Source organism: Mesorhizobium sp. Mes31, assembly GCF_024519675.1.
Taxonomy (GTDB): Bacteria; Pseudomonadota; Alphaproteobacteria; order Rhizobiales; family Rhizobiaceae; genus Mesorhizobium.
In genome coordinates this window covers 141070-159689 of record NZ_JALJRL010000007.1, presented here as the reverse complement: position 1 = coordinate 159689, position 18620 = coordinate 141070, and the positions used below count along the sequence as shown (strand labels likewise).

The 18620-nt window shown below is 62.8% G+C and carries 18 protein-coding genes; 11 read left to right on the top strand and 7 right to left on the bottom strand.

Features of this window, described 5'->3' with window-relative positions; translation table 11 throughout:
• Nucleotides 1–242: 242 nt before the first annotated feature.
• The 4 genes from NR193_RS14360 to NR193_RS14345 form a co-directional block, all read right to left on the bottom strand.
• Complete coding sequence (locus NR193_RS14360) at nucleotides 243–893, bottom strand: outer membrane protein (RefSeq protein ID WP_256751464.1); 651 nt, start codon at nucleotides 891–893, stop codon at nucleotides 243–245.
• Between the two features lie 356 nt (nucleotides 894–1249).
• On the bottom strand, nucleotides 1250–1459 hold the full coding sequence (locus NR193_RS14355) for a hypothetical protein (RefSeq protein ID WP_256751463.1): 210 nt from the start codon (nucleotides 1457–1459) through the stop codon (nucleotides 1250–1252).
• 213 nt (nucleotides 1460–1672) lie between these two features.
• Nucleotides 1673–3160, bottom strand: coding sequence for a hypothetical protein (locus NR193_RS14350; RefSeq protein WP_256751462.1), 1488 nt, complete (start codon nucleotides 3158–3160; stop codon nucleotides 1673–1675).
• A 46-nt stretch (nucleotides 3161–3206) separates the two neighbouring features.
• Complete coding sequence (locus NR193_RS14345) at nucleotides 3207–4178, bottom strand: hypothetical protein (RefSeq protein WP_256751461.1); 972 nt, start codon at nucleotides 4176–4178, stop codon at nucleotides 3207–3209.
• A 141-nt stretch (nucleotides 4179–4319) separates the two neighbouring features.
• Between NR193_RS14345 and NR193_RS14340 the strand changes: the two genes are divergently transcribed.
• Nucleotides 4320–4655, top strand: a complete 336-nt coding sequence (locus NR193_RS14340) for a hypothetical protein (RefSeq protein WP_256751460.1) — start codon at nucleotides 4320–4322, stop codon at nucleotides 4653–4655.
• On the opposite strand, the gene NR193_RS14335 is transcribed toward NR193_RS14340, so the two are convergent.
• The 3 genes from NR193_RS14335 to NR193_RS14325 form a co-directional block, all read right to left on the bottom strand.
• Nucleotides 4638–5612: a GDP-L-fucose synthase gene (locus NR193_RS14335; RefSeq protein ID WP_256751459.1), complete on the bottom strand. Its 975-nt coding sequence runs from the start codon at nucleotides 5610–5612 to the stop codon at nucleotides 4638–4640. The two genes, NR193_RS14340 and NR193_RS14335, sit on opposite strands and share 18 nt — an antisense overlap.
• Nucleotides 5613–5625: 13 nt before the next feature.
• On the bottom strand, nucleotides 5626–6690 hold the full coding sequence (gene gmd, locus NR193_RS14330) for a GDP-mannose 4,6-dehydratase (RefSeq protein WP_256751458.1): 1065 nt from the start codon (nucleotides 6688–6690) through the stop codon (nucleotides 5626–5628).
• A gap of 97 nt (nucleotides 6691–6787) precedes the next feature.
• The gene (locus tag NR193_RS14325) at nucleotides 6788–7942 is read right to left on the bottom strand and encodes a dihydrodipicolinate synthase family protein (protein ID WP_256751457.1); all 1155 of its coding nucleotides are present in this window, start codon (nucleotides 7940–7942) and stop codon (nucleotides 6788–6790) included.
• Here NR193_RS14325 and NR193_RS14320 point away from each other — a divergent pair.
• The 10 genes from NR193_RS14320 (at nucleotide 7935) to NR193_RS14275 (ending at nucleotide 18615) form a co-directional block, all read left to right on the top strand.
• Nucleotides 7935–8114 (top strand): hypothetical protein, encoded by a 180-nt coding sequence (locus NR193_RS14320; protein WP_256751456.1) that lies wholly within the window; start codon nucleotides 7935–7937, stop codon nucleotides 8112–8114. The two genes, NR193_RS14325 and NR193_RS14320, sit on opposite strands and share 8 nt — an antisense overlap.
• Nucleotides 8115–8183: 69 nt before the next feature.
• Nucleotides 8184–9233: a LacI family DNA-binding transcriptional regulator gene (locus tag NR193_RS14315; RefSeq protein ID WP_256751455.1), complete on the top strand. Its 1050-nt coding sequence runs from the start codon at nucleotides 8184–8186 to the stop codon at nucleotides 9231–9233.
• Nucleotides 9230–10246 (top strand): Gfo/Idh/MocA family protein, encoded by a 1017-nt coding sequence (locus NR193_RS14310; RefSeq protein WP_256751454.1) that lies wholly within the window; start codon nucleotides 9230–9232, stop codon nucleotides 10244–10246. The genes NR193_RS14315 and NR193_RS14310 overlap by 4 nt, the downstream gene beginning before the upstream one ends.
• A complete protein-coding gene (locus NR193_RS14305; RefSeq protein WP_375162706.1) occupies nucleotides 10243–11844 on the top strand; it encodes an acyl CoA:acetate/3-ketoacid CoA transferase in 1602 nt (533 codons plus the stop codon). The genes NR193_RS14310 and NR193_RS14305 overlap by 4 nt, the downstream gene beginning before the upstream one ends.
• Nucleotides 11837–12613, top strand: coding sequence for an enoyl-CoA hydratase/isomerase family protein (locus NR193_RS14300; protein WP_256751453.1), 777 nt, complete (start codon nucleotides 11837–11839; stop codon nucleotides 12611–12613). Before NR193_RS14305 ends, NR193_RS14300 begins: the two co-directional genes overlap by 8 nt.
• Before the next feature lie 9 nt (nucleotides 12614–12622).
• Entirely contained in the window at nucleotides 12623–14134 is a 1512-nt protein-coding gene (locus NR193_RS14295; protein ID WP_256751452.1) for an aldehyde dehydrogenase family protein, read from the top strand.
• Nucleotides 14135–14191: 57 nt separating this feature from the next.
• Entirely contained in the window at nucleotides 14192–15445 is a 1254-nt protein-coding gene (locus tag NR193_RS14290) for an ABC transporter substrate-binding protein (RefSeq protein WP_256751451.1), read from the top strand.
• A 152-nt stretch (nucleotides 15446–15597) separates the two neighbouring features.
• Nucleotides 15598–16554 carry a carbohydrate ABC transporter permease gene (locus NR193_RS14285; protein WP_224686301.1) on the top strand — a complete coding sequence of 319 codons (957 nt, stop codon included), beginning with the start codon at nucleotides 15598–15600 and terminating at the stop codon, nucleotides 16552–16554.
• The gene (locus NR193_RS14280) at nucleotides 16551–17495 is read left to right on the top strand and encodes a carbohydrate ABC transporter permease (protein ID WP_256751450.1); all 945 of its coding nucleotides are present in this window, start codon (nucleotides 16551–16553) and stop codon (nucleotides 17493–17495) included. Before NR193_RS14285 ends, NR193_RS14280 begins: the two co-directional genes overlap by 4 nt.
• Nucleotides 17496–17499: 4 nt before the next feature.
• Nucleotides 17500–18615 carry an ABC transporter ATP-binding protein gene (locus tag NR193_RS14275; protein ID WP_256751449.1) on the top strand — a complete coding sequence of 372 codons (1116 nt, stop codon included), beginning with the start codon at nucleotides 17500–17502 and terminating at the stop codon, nucleotides 18613–18615.
• The last annotated feature ends 5 nt before the right edge of the window (nucleotides 18616–18620 follow it).

Genomic DNA, 18620 nt, shown 5'->3' with positions numbered 1-18620 from the left:
CACTGCATTGACATTGCAGGGGTCACAGGTTCAATCCCTGTCACGCCCACCATCCTTTCAAAGATTTGGCCGATAGCCTCTGCCACATGGCAGCGCCATCGGATCAGGGATAGTTCTTTGTTGCGGCAACCCCATCGGCCGGCGAACCGTCAGGTCCGCCGCGTTGCAAGTTATCGCTGATTCGCACGCTGGAGTTTTGGTGTGATCGCGGAAGCCCGTGCCTATATAGCGGCCAAGGGCAGTTAGAACTTCATCGCGACACCGACCCTGAAATCATGTGTCTGAACTGTGTGTTCGAGCACGCAGCCGCCGCCACAATATTCAAGCGTCTTCTTGCCGAAGAACGAGAAGTCGTATTCGCCGCGCAGGAAGACGTTGTGGGTCAGCGCCACATCGATACCAGCACCGACAATGCCGCCAACAAGCGTCGCGTCCTGCTCCGAGAAGCCGATTGCGTTTGTCTTCAGCCGGGTTGCGGTGACACCTGCTGTCACGAAGGGCATATAGGCGCCCATATCGACACCGACCCTGCCCTTCAGCGAACCGAACAAGCCGAGCGAGGCGTCCAGTCTGCCCGGGCCAGGGACATCATCGAAGGACGACTTCTTGAAGCGATAGCCCAGTTCGCCTTCAACACCGTAGACGACCTTGCCCGATTGGAAGTTGTAACCGGCAAAACCGCCAAGGGTCGCCGAGCCAACACTGTGCGTGGCACTGGCGCCGATGTTCGGCTCGTGAATCTTGTAGTGCTCAAGCGTTCCCGCACCAAACACGCCTGCATAAGGCCCTTGCCATGTCCATTCTGGCGTTACGGTTGGCGTTGCCATATCGGCAGCCATCACAGGTGCGCACAGTGCGAGACCAAAAACTGAAGCGAGCAAGAAACTCTTCATCAGAATCCCCACCGAATTCGACAAGCACCAAAGTGTATCAGCTTTGTCAGTTATGTATGTAGCCAGAAAGTCACAAGCTCAGAACAAAAGGCGAAGCGATCCCCAGATGATCTTGGCCAGCGCTGAGGGTTGTTACAAATCCGTAGGTCACGGACCTCAGCCTGGTTTCAATAGATTGACCGGGAAAAGCGAACCAATTCAGCCCTTCGCAGCTCATTGAGCTCCTACATCCGACAGCCCGCTGCTACCCCCAAATAACTCCCGTTTTCCCCACCGAGCCCCGCAGGTTCGTCGAACTACGAGAAGCCCGTTGCAGAACCGCCCTGGCCTAAGCCAGGACGGTGCGCACGATCAGATCATTGCGGTTCTGGATCTGGCGTGTTTCCGGGCCTGTCGCTGCCGCCCTTGCCTTCGCGGCAAGGCGCATCGCCGACACCGCAGCATTTGCCGTTGTAAGTGACGCTCGGCTTCAGCTTGTCGCATTCCCTGGGGCTGGTTGTCTTGCAGCCGGCCAGCACCGAAACGGCGAGGGCGGCCAAAAGGACGTTTCTTGAAACAGTAAGCATAAGACCTTCTCCTTGATGGACCATGTTTGGACACGCCGCTTGGTCGCGATCCCAGGAGAAATGGTTCAAAAGAAAAATGCCGATGCCGGCGAATTACTTCCATGCCTGCATGGCGGACGGTCCTGATGAGACCTCCGCACCGCCAGCCGCACATCATCTCGATCGCCGCGGCAATCACGCCGCGAAGCCTCGAGACCTGTGTTCGATCGCAGCTTAGAGCCAGGACGTCCTCAGCCGGCCGAGCCGCCACATGGCTCTCGCCATTCTGCCGGATTTCGGCTTCTTGCCCAACGCAACACGCCGCCTGATTCTCCTGAAAATAGGGTTTCCAGGCTCCGTCTTCACCAGCCTTGCCGCCATCTCCACTGCCGACGTCCTGTTCCCCAGCACTTCGAGAAGGATATAGGCCGAGCAAGCCATGGCGTAGGGATGGCCAGCGTTCGCCGCCGCGAAGAAAACCTCGAAGTCCTTCTCCATCGTCAGGCGACCGCCGAGCCGATCGGTCAGGATGTCCATCATCGGCAAGGGAATCTTGGAGCGCGCCATGGACTGGCTGGTCATCAGCGATTTCAGGATCGCCTCGCCCGAGGCAGGATCACCATCACGAAAACAGGCTGCCGCCATTTTCAGGTCATAGGCGTCGTTTCGCGGGTCCAGCATCTGGGCTTTCTCCAGAAGCTCCCTTGCTCGCGCCGGACTGATCTCGTCTTCCAGGGTCAGAAGGGTCCATTGATAGCCAAAGGCAGCCTCGAGCGGGTGATAGTCGGATTGGTGCGCCCGCAACTCTTCCAGGATGATTTCCGCCGCGCGCGACTTGCTGAACAGCGCGCTGGCGCCGACGCAAGGGACATCGCCCATCACCGATGCCACCGCCGCATAGATGCTGCCTCCGGCATGGATCTGCTGGCATCTTGCCATCAGCGCCATCTCGAAGAATGCGCTGAGGGCTTCCTCCCCCCTGAAGTCTCCGGCCCCGAAGTCGTCGGTCCGCAGCGCCCCGGTTTCGGCCTTGAGATAGTCGAGCGTGGCATGGTCCTGACCGATCAGGAGGGTTGTCAGGCCCCTCGACGAAAGTTCCGACACGATCGCCTTGGCCAAAGTCGAGGGAATGACCTTGTCGGCGAAAACCAGCCGTCTGCGATGATGGCCGTAGACGATGTCGCCGCTGCGAAGATGCAAGGCAGCCATCGGGCCGGGAAAGCGGCATTTGCCGGCCGCGTCGAGCGCCTGCCGCACGGCCGGCGAGAACCCGAAGGCTCGCAGCGCTTCGGACCTTCGCACCGGTTCGGCATCATCGTCGCGGAAGAAATCGAGGACGTCGAAGTCGTCGCAGATCCAGCCGCGCAGCGTTCCCTGTCTTGCAGCCGCGTCAAGGTCCGATGGCGTGAACGCGGTGCCGCCAAGGACGCCGAAATCGGAGGCCTTGATCTTCTCACCCAGCCAGTGCTTCTCGATGAAGGCGGCGGAGAAGATTTTCCCGACCACGTCGACGGTATGGGATTCCTGGTCGGTGATATCCCTACTGTTCCAGGTGAAGCCGAAACGGTAGCCGAGCCTGTCGGCGAGTGACTTTGCGTTGGCCATGGCCAGCAGGCGGCCGCCGAGCCCGTCATCCCTGTTGACGGCAATCAACATCGACCTGTCGTCATGCGGTCCCGAGCCGGACATCGCCCTTTTCAATGTGGCGGAGAAACCATGCATATGTCTGTTCCAATCCACTGCGAAGTTCGAAAGCGCAAACCGGCGGCTAAACGCGCAAGGGCGAGCTGTCATTTGCCGTCGCGGCTGTCCGGACCGCCAATTCGATGTCCCGGAAAAGCCGGTTGGCGGGTTCCGCCTCGAGTGATAGCGCAGCCATTGCCAAGGCGGCCTCGGTCTTGCCCAGAGCCGTGTGAAGGATATGGGCAGAGCATGCCGCGGCGTAGGGATAGCCAGCCTTGGCCGCGGCAAAGTAGAGTTCGAAGTCACGAGCCATGACATGGCCGCGCCACGAGGGGCCGGTCAAAACCTGCATGATCTGCATGGAATTTTCGGCGTCGGCATCGATTTCCCTGAGCATGAACGCTTTCAGAATTGCCTCGCCGCCTCGATAATTCTGGTCCCGAAAATAGCAGGCCGCCATCTTCAGCGCATAGGCGGGGTTTTGCGGATCGAGCGCGGCCGCCTTTTCGAGAATTCCCCGCGCCTGCGCTGGGCTGATGCTGTCCTCCAGAAGCAGGAAGGCCGACTGATAGCCAAAGGCCGCCTCCAGCGGATGGTAATCGGATTGCCGAACCTTCAATTCGTCCAGGATGGCCGTCGCTGTTCCACGTTCGCCGAACAAGGCTTTTGGTCGGAAGACCCGGATACCCCCCATCACCGAGGACATTGTCGCGAACACGCTGCTTCCCGCATAAATCTGCCGACACCGAGCCATCAATGCCATTTCGAAAAACGCCTTGAGTGTCTCGTCTTCGAACTGGCCCGCTCCGAAATCGTCGGAGAGGAAGGCTCCAGTCTCCGATTTCAGATAGTCGAGCGTTGCCCGGTCCTGGCCGATCACCAGCGTCGTCAGGCCTTTTGACGCCAGTTTCGACACGATCGCCTTGGCCAGCGGTGCGGGAATGACCTTATCGCAAAACTCCAACCGCGAGCGGTAGTTGCCGTGGATGATGTCGCCGCTGCGCAGGTGCAGCGCGGCCATCGGCCGGGAAAACCGACGCCCGTCGGCGGCGGCCATGGTTGCTCTCACGGGTTCGGAAAAGCCAAGCGTGCCAAACGTCCGATGCCTCGACCGGGCCGACCTGTTGGCTGGCAGCATCGCCCTGAACCACCCCTGCCGGAACGATTTTAGGATGCGGAAATCATCGCAGATCCATCCTTGGCAACCGTTTTGACGGGCATCGGCTGCCAGGCTGGACCGCGTGAATCGTGTACCGTCGAGGACACCGTACCGGGCTGCGTCGATCTTCTCGCCCAGCCAGTGTTTTTCGATAAAGCGGGTGGCAAAAACCTTGTCGACGGAATCGACAATGTGGAATTGCATGTCGTCGATGGATCGGCCGTTCCAGGTGAAGCCGAAACGGCAACCCAGTTTGTCGGCGAGACATTTTGCGTTGACCATGGCGAGCAGGCGCCCTCCAAGGCCGTCTGCCCTGGTCGCCGCCAATGTCATCATGGAGAAATCGCTCAAGCGGCGTCAACTTTCGGGCGCTGATAGCCGGACCTGGCCGGCTTCGATATGCCGGAGGAACCATGCATATGTCTGCTCCAGCCCGCTGCGCAGCGAATACCGGGGCCGCCAGCCAGTGGCAAACAGCCGCGAGACGTCCAGCAACTTGCGCGGTGTGCCATCCGGCTTGGTCGTATCGAATGTAATCTTCGCGTCGCCGCTGACGACCGAGGTGACCGTCCTGGCCAATTCGGCGATGGTGATGTCTTGACCCGTACCGACATTGACATGGCTTTCACCAGTGTAGGTTTTCAAGAGGAAGACCAGCGCATCGGCTGCATCGTCGACATGCAGGAACTCGCGCATCGGTTTGCCCGATCCCCATACCTGCAGGCTCTTGCGACCAGCCTGCTTTGCTTCATGCGCCTTGCGCATCAATGCGGGTATGACGTGACCGGATTCAAGGTGGAAATTGTCACCCGGACCATAGAGATTGGTTGGCATCGCCGAGATATAGTCGACGCCGTACTGGCGCCGATAGGCCTGGCACAGCTTCAAGCCTGCGATCTTGGCGATCGCATACCACTCATTGGTTGGCTCCAGCGGCCCGGTCAGCAGCGCATCCTCCGGGATCGGCTGCGGCGCGAATTTCGGGTAGATACAGGACGAGCCGAGAAACAGCAGTTTGCCAACCTCACTGCGAAAAGCAGCTTCGATGACATTGGTCTGTAGCGCGATGTTCTCATACAGGAAATCGGCCGGAAACCTGTCATTGGCCAGGATGCCGCCGACCTTGGCGGCCGCCATCACCACGGCATCGGGCCGATGATCGGCCATCCAGCGCCGCACGCCGGCCTGATCGAGGAGATCGAGCTCGGCGCGCGCCACGGTCAGGATCTCGCAGTCCTCACTCGCCAGCCTGCGCACGATGGCGGAGCCGACCATGCCGCGATGTCCGGCCACGAAAACCCGCTTGCCCCTGAGGTCGAAGGCCTCGTTCATCGCCCTGCCCTTGTCAGGAATAGCCGTGCCTGGCATCAGCGGCGACGCGTGCCAGATCAGCCCGCACCATCTCCGCCACCAGGTCCTTGAAACCGGTCACATGCGACCAGCCGAGCTTCGCCTTGGCCTTGGATGCATCGCCGACAAGCAGGTCGACCTCGGTCGGCCTGAAATAGCGCGGGTCGATGCGCACCAGCGCGGCGCCCGAGCCGGCATCGATGCCGATCTCGTCCACGCCCGTGCCCTGCCAACGAATGGTCCGCCCGGTTTCAGCAAAGGCCAGTTCGACGAATTCGCGCACCGAATGCGCCTCGCCCGTCGCCAGCACAAAGTCGTCCGCCTCGTCGTGCTGCAGGATGCGCCACATGCCCTCGACATAGTCGCGCGCATGACCCCAGTCGCGCCTGGCGTCGATATTGCCGAGATAGAGTGTCTCCTGCAGGCCACGATGTATGGAGGCGACGGCGCGTGTGATCTTGCGGGTCACGAAGGTTTCGCCACGGGTCGGGCTCTCATGGTTGAACAGGATGCCATTGGCGGCAAACATGCCATAGGCCTCGCGATAATTGACCGTGATCCAGTAGGCATAGAGCTTCGCCGCGGCATAGGGCGAGCGCGGCTGAAAGGGCGTCGTCTCGCGCTGCGGAACTTCCAGTGCTCTGCCATAGAGTTCCGACGTCGATGCCTGGTAGAAACGCACCGTTTTTTCCAGCCGCAGGATGCGGATTGCCTCCAGCAGCCTGAGCGTTCCCAACGCATCGGCATTGCCTGTGTATTCAGGCGTCTCGAAACTCACCTGGACGTGGCTCTGGGCGCCGAGATTGTAGATTTCGTCCGGCTGTGTCTCCTGAACCAGACGGATCAGGTTGGTGGCGTCCGTGAGGTCGCCATAGTGCAGGAAGAAACGGGCGTCGCGCTCATGCGGATCGATATAGATGTCGTCGACGCGCTCGGTGTTGAACGAAGACGAGCGGCGCTTGATGCCGTGGACGACATAGCCCTTCTGCAAAAGCAGCTGTGCCAGATAAGCTCCGTCCTGGCCGGTTACACCGGTGATGAGCGCCACTTTGTCTGCCATCGCTCTATTGGTCCCTGATCTGCACTCCCGCAATACAGATTCAAACCAACGACGCAAATCCCCGCGCGGGGATTCTTTTGGCCCAACTTCCCGTAGCTCAGACGCCGGCGACGGCGCAGAGGCTCTTCATCCTGGTGATGGCCACCTCCGGATCGGCCAGCAATCCCGCCTGGTCGGCGAGCCGGAAGACATCGGCGTAGTGGCGGATGCCGCGTGCCGACTGCATGCCGCCGATCATCGAGAAATGATCCTGGTGGCCGTTCAGCCATGCCATGAAGACAATGCCGGCCTTGTAGTATTCGGTCGGCGCCTCGAAGATCTTGCGCGACAGCGGCACCGTCGGCGCCATCAGCGCGTCATAGCCGGCGTGGTCGCCGTCCGCCAGCTTCGCCAGCGCGGCATTGGCGATCGGCGCAATCGCATCGAAGATGCCGAGCAGAGCGTGCGAGTGTCTCTTACCGTCGCCGGCGATCAGCTCGGGATAGTTGAAATCGTCGCCGGTGAACATGACGACCCCTTCGGGCAGCCGGTTCCTGAGCGCGACCTCCTTGCCGGCGTCGAGCAGGGAGATCTTTATCCCTTCGACCTTCCCGGCGTGGCGTTCGATGATGGCGACGACCGTGTCCAGCGCGGTCTCGAAATCGCTGCTGCCCCAATAGCCTTTCAGCGCGGGGTCGAACATGTCGCCCAGCCAATGCAGGATGACCTTGCCGGAGGCCTGGCTCAGAATGCGGTCATAGACACAGCTATAATCTTCCGGGCCCTTGGCGACTGCCGCCAGCGCCCGGCTGGCCATCATGATCGCCTTGCCGCCAAGGCCTTCGATGAAAGCGAATTGCTCCTCATAGGCGCTGATCACATCGTCGAGCGTCCTGGCGGCGGCCGGCGCCAGATGGTCGGTTCCAGCGCCCGACGCAAGGTCGGCGCCGTCGACGGTGCGTGCCTCGGCAATCGATCGACGGATCAATTCTTGTGCGCTTGTCCAGTCGAAACCCATGCCGCGCTGCGACGTGTCCATGGCTTCGGCGATGCGGAAGCCGAGCCGCCACAAATGGTGACGGAAGGCCATGGTCCGTTCCCAGTCGACCACCGGCCGCGACCACGGATCGGTCATCGCAAGCGGATCGGCGACGACGTGCGCGGCGGCATAGGCGATGCGGGAAAACCGCGCGCCGATCACCGGCCGCGCCGGCTGGCCGACCAGACGGTAGCGGGCGCTGCGGCCCTCTTCACCAGGCAAGGCAATGTCCATCGAACTCTCCCTTCTTCGCGCCTATAAATGGAACGTTCCAATAAATCAAGATGCTTTGCGAATCTTCGCCCATCCAGAGGAAAATGCTGCATTGCAGCACGGCAACCGTTATAGCGCATGGCATTCAGCGCTCGCCGATCAATTTTCTAGATGGAGAAAAAATCGCGATTGACTCATCCTAGGAGCAAGGATTAGAACGTTCCAATAGATTTGATCGAGACAACCGGGAGCACGCATCGGGATGGCCAGCCGGGCCAAGGCGACGATATTCGACATTGCCCGCGAGGCTGGCGTGTCCAAATCGACGGTATCGCTCGTGCTCCAGGGCAGCGGGCTGATCCGGCCTGAAACCGCGGTCAAGGTGCGCAAGGCGATCGAGGATGTCGGTTACGTCTACAACCGCGGCGCCGCCAATCTGCGCAAGGCCCATTCCAACGTCATCGGCATGGTCATCAACGATCTCACCAATCCTTTCTTCGCGGAACTGGCGGTCGGCATGGAGCGCGTCTTCCAGTCGGCCGGCATCGTGCCATTCATCGCCAACACGGCGGAGAACCCCGTGCGTCAGGAAGAGGTGCTGAAATCGCTGATGGAGCAAGGCGTCGCCGGCCTCATCGTGTCACCGGCGCGCGGCACCACGCTGGGCGCCTTCCGGCGCCTGGAAACGGCGGGCGTGCCGGTCGTCTTCGCCATGCGTCGGCTGCCTGAAAGCCGCATCCCGGTGATCGCACCCGACAATCATCGCGGCGCCTATCTCGCCACCGCTCATCTGATCGGCAAGGGACATCGCCGGCTGGTCTTCTTCGGCGGCACTTCGGACCTGGTGGTCTATCAGGAGCGACTGGGTGGTTTTCGCGAAGCCTGCGAGACGCTGGGCATCGCCGCCCGCGATACGCTTGTCGTCCAGGGCGAGACCAGCCGCAGAGGTGGCATCGCTTGCCTTGAGACCGCTCTCGCGATGGCTGAGCCGCCGACCGCGGCCCTCTGCTTCAACGACGCCGTCGCCTTTGGCGTCATGCTGGCATTGCGCAAGCGTGGGCTCGAGCCGGGAACGGATTTCGCCGTCGTCGGTTTCGACGATGTGGTCGAGGCCGAGCACTACATGCCGGCGCTGACCAGCGTCTCGGTGGATACGGCAGGTCTCGGCGAACGCGCCGCCCACGTCATGCTGAAGATGATCCAGTCGCGCACCACCCGCGCCGAGGACCATATCGGCGCCGTCAATCTGGTCGTCAGGGAAAGCTGCGGCCCAAATCGATCCGCGGACCTGGGAATGGGAGACGCGGCATGAGCGTCAGATGGGGACTGGTCGGCGCGAGCACGATTGCCAGGCAGTTCATGATCAACGCCATCCGGGCACAGTCCGATGGCGAGATCGCGGCGGTGATGAGTTCCAGCCCCGAGCGCGCCACGGCCTATGCCAGGGAAAATGGCATTCCAGCCGCTGTTTCGACGCTTGATGCCCTGCTCAAATCCGACATCGATGCGGTCTACATCTCGACCACCAACGAACTGCATCTCGAACAGGCACTCGCCGCCGCCAGGGCGGGAAAGCATGTGCTGTGCGAGAAGCCGCTGGCGCTGACCAGCGCCGATGCGCGCACAATGGTTGCCGCCGCCAGGGCTGCCGGCATCGTACTCGGCACCAACCACCATCTGCGCAATGCCGGCGCGCATCGCGCCATGCGCGAGGCGATCGCCGCCGGCCGCATCGGCAAGCCGATCGCGGCGCGTGTCTTCCATTCCGTCTATCTGCCGGAAAACCTGCAGGGCTGGCGCATCACCAAACCGGAAGCGGGCGGCGGCGTGGTGCTCGACATCACGGTGCATGATGCCGACACGCTGCGCTTCGTGCTTGGCGACGATCCCCTCGAGGTTTCGGCCTTCACCCAATCTGCCGGAATGGCCGGCAGCGGGCTGGAGGACGGCGCCATGTGCATCTGGCGCTTCAAGTCGGGCGTCATCGCGCAGTCGCACGAAGGCTTCACCACCAAATTCGCCGACACCGGCTTCGAGGTGCATGGCTCGGATGGCTCCTTGATCGCCAGCAATGTGATGACGCAGAAGCCGGCCGGCTCGGTAATGCTGCGCACCGCCAAGGGCGAGGAGCAACTGAGCTTCGACCGCGAGGACCTCTACTCCCGGTCGCTACGCCAGTTCCATGCCGCGATCCGTGGCGAGGGCCAGCCCGCCGCCACCGGCGAGGACGGCATCTGGTCGCTCACCGCTGCCGAGGCAGCGCTTCAGTCGGCCAACTCCGGCAAGGTCGTCAGGATTGACCCGAAACTCGGGAGCATCGATTGAGCAAGGTCGTTTCGGCAGCGCAGGCAGCGGGCCTCATCAAGGACGGCATGGTCGTTTCCGTGTCGTCGTCGAGCGGCCTTGGCTGCCCGGACGCCGTGCTTGCCGCGATCGGTGAGCGCTTCGACAGCGAAGGCCATCCCAAGGACATCACCACGCTGCACCCGATCGCCGCCGGCGACATGTATGGCATCAAGGGCATTGACCATCTGGCCAAGCCCGGCCTGTTGAAGCGAACACTGTGCGGCTCCTACCCGTCCGGTCCCTCCTCTTCCGAGCCGCCGCAGATCTGGAAAATGATCGGCGACAATTCGGTCGCCGCCTACAACGTCCCGTCCGGCATCCTGTTCGACATGCACCGCGAAGCCGCGGCCAAGCGGCCGGGCGTGCTGACCAAGGTCGGTCTCGACACCTTCGCCGACCCACGCCATCAGGGCTGCGCCATGAACGCGGCCGCCAGCGAGCCGATCGTTTCCGTGCAGCAATTCGACGGCGAGGAATGGCTCTATTTCCGCTCGATCGTGCCACAGGTCTCGATCATCCGCGCCACCACGGCGGACGAGCGCGGTAACTTGACCTATGAGCACGAGGGCGCCTATCTCGGCGGTCTCGAGCAGGCGCTGGCCGCCCGCAACAATGGCGGCGTCGTCATCGCGCAGGTCAAGCGCGTCGTCGAGAACGGCACGCTGAAGCCGCATGACGTGCGCGTGCCGGGCGTGCTGGTCGACCATATCGTCGTCGCGCCCGATCAGTTGCAGACGACGCTGACGCCCTACGACCCGGCGATCTCCGGCGAGATCTTCCGGCCGCTGTCGAGCTTCCGCAACGCCGAGATGAACGTCCAGAAGGTGATCGCGCGCCGCGTCGCCATGGAGCTTAGGGACGGCATGGCCGTCAATATCGGCTTCGGCATCTCGGCCAATGTGCCGCGCATCCTTCTGGAAGAAGGCCAGCACGGCAAGGTCACCTGGGTGATCGAACAGGGCGCGGTCGGCGGCGTGCCGCTGCTCGACTTCAAGTTCGGCTGTTCGTCGAATGCCGACGCCTTCATGCCGTCGCCGCACCAGTTCATCTATTTCCAGGCCGGCGGTTTCGACGCGTCGCTGCTGTCCTTCCTGCAGATCGACCGCCACGGCTCGGTCAACGTGTCGAAGCTCTCGGCGCGCCCACATGTCACCGCCGGCGCGGGCGGCTTCGTCGACATCACCGCGCGGGCGAAGAAGATCGTGTTCTCCGGCTTCTTCAATGCCGGCGCCAAGCTGTCGCTGGCCGATGGCGGCATCCGCATCGACCAGGAGGGCAAGGTCAAGAAGGTGGTCGCCGAGGTCGAGCACATTTCCTTCTCCGGCAAGCGCGCGGTCGCGCAGGGCCAGGACATCACCTATGTCACCGAGCGCTGCGTCATGAAGCTCACCCCGGAAGGTCTGGTCGTCACCGAACTCGCGCCAGGCATCGACCTCAAGCGCGACGTGCTGGCGCAGTCGGGAATTCCGTTGGCCGTCGCCAAGGACCTCAAGACGACTCCGGAAGCGCTCTATCGCGACCAGCCGATCGGCCTGTCGCTGAATGGTGGCGCGTCACTTGGAGGCGCGCATGGCTGAACCTCTCGTCACCTTCGAGCAGAACGGCGCCATCGGCACCATCACCTTGCGCCGGCCGGAGAAGTTCAACGCGCTGGACATTCCGATGCTGCGCGCGCTGGAGGCAGCACTCGACGAAGCAGAAACGGCAAACGACGTGCGTGTTGTGCTGCTGCGCGGCGAGGGCAAGGGCTTTTGTGCCGGCGGCGACGTCGAGGCGTGGGCCGCCATGAGCGCCGCCGATTTCCAGGTGCAATGGGTGCGCTACGGCCATCGTGTCTTCGACCGGCTGGCGCGTCTGCGGCAACCGACGATTGCCGTGCTGTCGGGCCATGCGCTGGGCGGCGGGCTGGAACTGGCCGCGGCTTGTGATTTGCGCGTGGCGGAAACACAGGTGAAGTTGGGCTTCCCCGAAACCTCGATCGGCGTGGTGCCCGGCTGGTCCGGCACGCAGCGCGCCGTGCGCCGCTTCGGCGCGCAGACGGTGCGTCGCATGGCACTTGGCGGCGAGGTTCTTCTCGCTCCTGAAGCGCTGGCCCTGGGCGTGGTCGACCGGGTGGTCGAAACCGGCAAGGGTCATGCGGAGGCCAAAGCCTGGGCCGAGAAGATCGCCGAGCGCGGGCCGCTGGCAACGGAAGCCGCCAAGCTGATGATCGCGGTCGCCGAAGGCGAGGAAGATGCCGCCGCCGTCGAAGCGCTGGCCAGCGGCTTCATCGCCCTGACCGGCGATCTCAAGGCCGGCGTCGGCGCTTTCAAGGCCAGGCAAAAGCCGGCCTTTTCGAGATCCTAGAGGAACCACATGAACGCTCCCCTCAACATCGCCATGCCCGCCGAGGCATCAGCCGCGCCAAAAACCTATCGGCTGCTGATCGACGGCAAGCATGTCGATGCCGGCGACGGCCGCATGCTGGAGCGCAAGAGCCCCGGTCATGGTTTTACCGTCTCGCACTATGCACAGGCCGGCGCGGCGGATGTGGAAGCGGCTGTCCAGGCCGCGCACAAGGCGTTCGAGACCGGCCCGTGGCCACGCATGAAAGCGGCCGACCGCGCCGCGATCCTGCTCAAGGCGGCCGACCTGATCGAGGCGCGGCTGGAAGAGATCGCACGGCTCGACGCGCTGGAATCCGGCAAGCCGATCGCCCAGGCGCGCGGCGAGATCGGCGGCGCCGTCGACATCTGGCGCTATGCCGCATCGCTGGCCCGCACGCTGCATGGCGAATCCTACGCCAATCTCGGCGACGCCATGCTGGGCGTCGTGCTGCGTGAACCGATCGGGGTTGTCTCGATCATCACGCCGTGGAATTTCCCCTTCCTGATCGTCAGCCAGAAACTGCCCTTCGCGCTCGCCGCCGGCTGCACGGCTGTCGTCAAGCCGAGCGAGATGACCTCGGCCTCGACCTTCGTGCTCGGCGACATCCTGATGCAGGCCGGCCTGCCGGCCGGCGTCGTCAACATCCTTGCCGGCCTGGGCGCCGATGTCGGCGCGCCGATGGTCAGCCATCCCCTGGTCGAGATGGTGTCGTTCACCGGCTCCACCCGCGTCGGCAAGACGACCATGGCATCGGCCGCGCAGTCGCTGAAGAAAGTCTCGATGGAGCTTGGCGGCAAGAACGGCCAGATCGTCTTCCCCGACGCCGACCTCGAGGCGGCAGCCGATGCGGCAGTATTCGGCGGCTTCTTCAACGCCGGCGAGTGCTGCAATGCCGGCAGCCGGCTGATCGTGCACGAGGCGATCGCCGACGATTTCCTCAGCACGGTGAAGGCACTTACTTCCAAGGTGGTTGTTGGTGACCCGCTCGACGATCGCACCAAGGTCGGCGCCATGATCTCGTCGGACCACCTGGCCAAAGTCGCCGGTTACGTTACGGCAGCAGCAAGCAATGGCAGCCGCGTCTACAGCGGCGGCAAGCAGCTGGCTTCCAATGCCGGCCAATACCTCGACCCGACCATCATCCGTGGCGTCACCGAGGACATGGCCATCGCGCGGGAGGAAGTGTTCGGCCCGGTGCTTTCCGTGCTGACTTTTGAATCGATTGAAAAGGCGTTGCACATCGCCAACAACACGCCCTATGGTTTATCGGCAGGCGTGTGGAGCGCCAGCATCGACACTTGCATGTCGGTGGCGCGTGGGGTGCGTTCGGGGACGGTTTGGGTGAACACATTCATGGAAGGTTATCCCGAGCTGCCTTTCGGAGGCTACAAGCAGTCCGGTCTCGGACGCGAACTCGGCAAACGCGCCGTCGAGGATTATACCGAGGAAAAGACAATCCAGTTTCATCGCGGCCAGCGCACCGGTTGGTGGCTCGGCTGAGTTGGGAAGAACCCGGTGGGCTCCACCGGTCGTGTAATGCAACAAGGGAGGAAGTACATGTTGCGCAAACTGCTTATCGGAACGGCTCTTGCGACGAGCTTTGCGTTCTCGGCGCATGCCGCGGACGTCAAGGAAGTGCAGATGCTGCATTGGTGGACGTCGGGCGGCGAAGCGGCTGCTCTCAACGTCCTCAAGGGCGACCTGGCCAAGGAAGGCTTTGCCTGGAAGGACGTGCCGGTGGCCGGCGGCGGCGGCGACGCTGCCATGACCGCGCTGAAGGCGATGGTCGCGGCCGGCAACTACCCGACCGCCTCGCAGATGCTGGGCTACACCGTGCTCGACTATGCCGCCGCCGGCGTCATGGGCGATCTGACCGAGACGGCCAAGAAGGAAGGCTGGGACAAGTCGGTTCCGGCCGCCCTGCAGAAGTTCTCGGTCTATGAAGGCAAGTGGGTCGCGGCTCCGGTCAACGTCCACTCGGTCAACTGGCTGTGGATCAACAAGGCCGTCATGGACAAGATCGGCGGCACCGAGCCGAAGACCTTCGACGACTTCATTGCCCTGCTCGACAAGGCCAAGGCGGCAGGCGTGATCCCGCTCGCTCTCGGCGGCCAGAACTGGCAGGAAGCCACCATGTTCGACTCGGTCGTGCTGTCGACCGGCGGACCTGAGTTCTACAAGAAGGCCTTCAACGATCTCGACGATGCTTCGCTCAAGTCCGACACGATGAAGAAGTCGTTCGACAACCTCGCCAAGCTCGTCACCTATGTCGACCCGAACTTCTCGGGCCGCGACTGGAACCTTGCCACCGCCATGGTCATCAAGGGCGATGCCCTGGTGCAGGTCATGGGCGACTGGGCCAAGGGTGAGTTCCACGCCGCCAAGAAAACCCCGGGCACGGACTTCCTGTGCTATCGCTTCCCGGGCACGGACGGCTCGGTGATCTACAACTCCGACATGTTCGGCATGTTCAACGTTCCGGACGACCGCAAGGCCGCCCAGGTCGCGCTGGCCACCGCCACCCTGTCGAAGAGCTTCCAGTCGGCCTTCAACGTCGTCAAGGGTTCGGTTCCGGCCCGTACCGACGTTCCGGACACCGACTTCGACGCTTGCGGCAAGAAGGGCATCGCCGACCTGAAGGCAGCCAATGACGGCGGCACGCTGTTCGGCTCGCTGGCCCAGGGCTATGGCGCGCCTCCGGCGGTCGCCAATGCCTACAAGGATGTCGTCTCGAAGTTCGTCCATGGTCAGATCAAGACCTCCGACGAGGCGGTGACCGAGCTGGTCAAGGCGATCGACGACGCCAAGTAAGCGCCTCGCATGAAAACACCTTCCCCGCTTCGGCGGGGAAGGTTTCATCCGCAATTGGTCGCGGCCTCGCCTCGGCCAAAACCCCGCCTGCCCGGGGGGCCGGCTTGCCGCATGACGGCAAGGGACGGACGACCCGAAACGGGAGGAGCCTCATGAGTACGGTAGCGACAAGCCAGATCAAGCTGACGCCGGAGCACGCCCGGCCACGCGCCTCGGTGCGCTCGCGCCTGCAGGATGCCCTGCCGAAGATCGTGCTGGCGCCGAGCTTCGCCATCACCATCGTCTTCGTCTACGGCTTCATCCTGTGGACGATCTACCTGTCCTTCACCAATTCCAAGACCTTCCCGTCCTATGTCATCACCGGCTCGCGCGCCTATCAGCGGCTGTGGGGCTGGACCTTCGACACCGACCCGCCATCGAGCTGGTACACGTCGATCACCAACATGGGCATTTTCGGATTTCTCTATATCCTGATCTGCCTGGCGCTCGGCCTGTTCCTGGCCATCCTGCTCGACCAGAAGATCCGCGGCGAAGGCGTGCTGCGGCCGATCTATCTCTACCCGATGGCGCTGTCCTTCATCGTCACCGGCGTCGCCTGGAAATGGTTCCTCGATCCCGGTCTTGGCCTCGAGCAGACCCTGCATCAATGGGGCTGGACGAGCTTCCATTTCGACTGGATCAAGAACAAGGATTTCGTCATCTACACGGTGGTCATCGCCGGCGTCTGGCAGGCCTCCGGCTTCATCATGGCGATGTTCCTGGCCGGCCTGCGCGGCATTGACGGCGAGATCATGAAGGCGGCGCAGATCGATGGCGCCACCACCTTCCAGCTCTATCGCCGCATCGTAATCCCGCTGTTGCGGCCCATCTTCCTGTCGGCCTTCATCGTGCTCGCCCACCTCGCCATCAAGTCCTACGACCTTGTCGTGGCGCTCACCAGCGGCGGGCCGGGTGGCTCGGCCTGGTTGCCCTCCAACTTCATGTATGAGTACACCTTCAAGCGCAACGAAATGGCCGTCGGCTCGGCCAGCGCCGTGATCATGCTGATGACCATCGTCGCCATCATCGTGCCCTATCTCTATTCCGAACTGAGGGAGAAGCCGCGATGAGCGCTGTCACCACTCCCGCCCGTCAGGCCTCCGGCGGCGTCAACGTCAAGACCGTCAACCGCATCGTCATCTACGGGCTGCTGGCGCTGTTCGCACTGTTCTACCTGATGCCGCTGTTCGTCATGCTGGTCACCTCGTTCAAGACCATGGACGAGATCCAGAACGGCAACATGCTGGCATTGCCCAGGGCGCCAACCTTCGACCCGTGGCTGAAGGCCTGGGGCGAGACCTGCGTCGGCCTCACCTGCGCCGGCATCAAGGGTTATTTCTGGAACTCCATCAAGATGGTGGTGCCGGCCGTGCTGATCTCGACGATGCTCGGCGCCCTCAACGGCTACGTGCTGACCAAATGGCGCTTCCGTGGCGCAACGCTGGTGTTCGGGCTGATGCTGTTCGCCTGCTTCATCCCGTTCCAGTCGGTGCTGTTGCCGATGGCGACCATCCTCGGCAGTGTCGGCCGCTTCGGCGTGACGCTGCAGAACTCGATCGGAACAAACTTCGGCCTCGGCAATTCGACGGTCAATCTTGTCTTCGTCCATGTCGTCTACGGCATCGGCTTCACCACTTTGTTCTTCCGCAACTATTACGAGGCGTTCCCGACCGAACTGGTCAAGGCGGCTCAGGTCGACGGTGCCTCCTTCTTCCAGATCTTCCGCCGCATCATGCTGCCGAATTCGATGCCGATCTTCGTCGTCACGGTGATCTATCAGTTCACCAACATCTGGAACGACTTCCTGTTCGCCTCGGCCTATGCCGGCACCGGCGACGCGATGCCGATGACGGTGGCGCTCAACAACGTCGTCAACACCTCGACTGGTGTCGTCGAATACAACGTCAACATGGCCGCCGCGATGATCGCCGCACTCCCCACCCTTCTCGTCTATGTGCTCGCCGGCCGCTACTTCGTGCGCGGTCTCATGGCCGGCGCCGTCAAAGGATAACCCGATGGCTTTTCTTGAAATTGATGGTCTGAGGAAGCGCTTCGGCCAGGTCGAGATCCTCAAGGGAATCGATGTCGAGCTTGAGAAAGGCGGCTTCCTGGTGCTGGTCGGCCCGTCCGGCTGCGGCAAGTCCACGCTGCTCAACACCATTGCCGGACTGGAGACGATCACCTCCGGCGAAATCCGTGTCGACGGCCGCACGATCAACGATCTGCATCCGTCGAAGCGCGACATCGCCATGGTGTTCCAGAGCTACGCGCTCTATCCGAACATGACGGTGGCCGGAAACATCTCCTTCGGCATGGAGATGCGCGGCGTGCCGGCGGCAGAGCGGCAAAAGGCGATCGACAAGGTGGCCAAGGTGCTGCAGATCGGCCATCTCCTGCAGCGCAAGCCGAGCCAGCTTTCGGGCGGCCAGCGCCAGCGCGTCGCCATGGGCCGGGCGCTGGTGCGCGATCCCAAGCTGTTCCTGTTCGACGAGCCACTGTCCAACCTCGACGCCAAGCTGCGCGTCGACATGCGCATCGAGATCAAGCGCTTGCATGCCACCACCGGCACCACCATCGTCTACGTCACCCACGACCAGATCGAGGCGATGACGCTGGCGACCAAGATCGCCGTGATGCGCGATGGCGAGGTGCAGCAGTTCGGCACGCCGGCCGAGATCTACAACAACCCGACCAATCTCTTCGTCGCCGACTTCATGGGTTCGCCGGCGATGAACCTCATCCCGGCGACGATCGGCACCAACGGCAATGCGTTGTCGGTGGTGCTGCAGCGCGAGGCGCGCGAGCCGATCTCGCTGCCGATGGCCAATGCACCGGCGGGCCTGTCGGCATTCCAGGGCAAGCCAATCATCTTCGGCGTCCGCCCGGAAGCCCTCACCGATCCGGAAGGCGCCGAGCGCAACGCCTCGAACATCGCCACCGCCGACCTTCACATCGAGGTCGTGGAGCCGGCAGGCTCCGACACCTTCGCCGTCACCAATCTCGGCGGCAAGGGCGTCGTGGCGCGGCTGCGCGCCGACGCCAACATTCAGCCGGGCACGGTGACGCCGCTCGCCTTCAACCTGACCAAGGCGGTGTTCTTCGATCCGGCGACCGAGAACCGCATTCGCTGACGGCT

Excerpts from the sequence above, each read along its gene's own strand:
- NR193_RS14360 (WP_256751464.1), bottom strand. The coding sequence starts at position 893 with ATGAAGAGTTTCTTGCTCGCTTCAGTTTTTGGTCTCGCACTGTGCGCA.
- NR193_RS14355 (WP_256751463.1), bottom strand. The coding sequence starts at position 1,459 with ATGCTTACTGTTTCAAGAAACGTCCTTTTGGCCGCCCTCGCCGTTTCG.
- NR193_RS14350 (WP_256751462.1), bottom strand. The coding sequence starts at position 3,160 with ATGCATGGTTTCTCCGCCACATTGAAAAGGGCGATGTCCGGCTCGGGA.
- NR193_RS14345 (WP_256751461.1), bottom strand. The coding sequence starts at position 4,178 with ATGGCCGCCGCCGACGGGCGTCGGTTTTCCCGGCCGATGGCCGCGCTG.
- NR193_RS14335 (WP_256751459.1), bottom strand. The coding sequence starts at position 5,612 with ATGAACGAGGCCTTCGACCTCAGGGGCAAGCGGGTTTTCGTGGCCGGA.
- gmd (WP_256751458.1), bottom strand. The coding sequence starts at position 6,690 with ATGGCAGACAAAGTGGCGCTCATCACCGGTGTAACCGGCCAGGACGGA.
- NR193_RS14320 (WP_256751456.1), top strand. The coding sequence starts at position 7,935 with ATGTCCATCGAACTCTCCCTTCTTCGCGCCTATAAATGGAACGTTCCA.
- NR193_RS14325 (WP_256751457.1), bottom strand. The coding sequence starts at position 7,942 with ATGGACATTGCCTTGCCTGGTGAAGAGGGCCGCAGCGCCCGCTACCGT.
- NR193_RS14315 (WP_256751455.1), top strand. The coding sequence starts at position 8,184 with ATGGCCAGCCGGGCCAAGGCGACGATATTCGACATTGCCCGCGAGGCT.
- NR193_RS14310 (WP_256751454.1), top strand. The coding sequence starts at position 9,230 with ATGAGCGTCAGATGGGGACTGGTCGGCGCGAGCACGATTGCCAGGCAG.
- NR193_RS14300 (WP_256751453.1), top strand. The coding sequence starts at position 11,837 with ATGGCTGAACCTCTCGTCACCTTCGAGCAGAACGGCGCCATCGGCACC.
- NR193_RS14295 (WP_256751452.1), top strand. The coding sequence starts at position 12,623 with ATGAACGCTCCCCTCAACATCGCCATGCCCGCCGAGGCATCAGCCGCG.
- NR193_RS14290 (WP_256751451.1), top strand. The coding sequence starts at position 14,192 with ATGTTGCGCAAACTGCTTATCGGAACGGCTCTTGCGACGAGCTTTGCG.
- NR193_RS14285 (WP_224686301.1), top strand. The coding sequence starts at position 15,598 with ATGAGTACGGTAGCGACAAGCCAGATCAAGCTGACGCCGGAGCACGCC.
- NR193_RS14280 (WP_256751450.1), top strand. The coding sequence starts at position 16,551 with ATGAGCGCTGTCACCACTCCCGCCCGTCAGGCCTCCGGCGGCGTCAAC.
- NR193_RS14275 (WP_256751449.1), top strand. The coding sequence starts at position 17,500 with ATGGCTTTTCTTGAAATTGATGGTCTGAGGAAGCGCTTCGGCCAGGTC.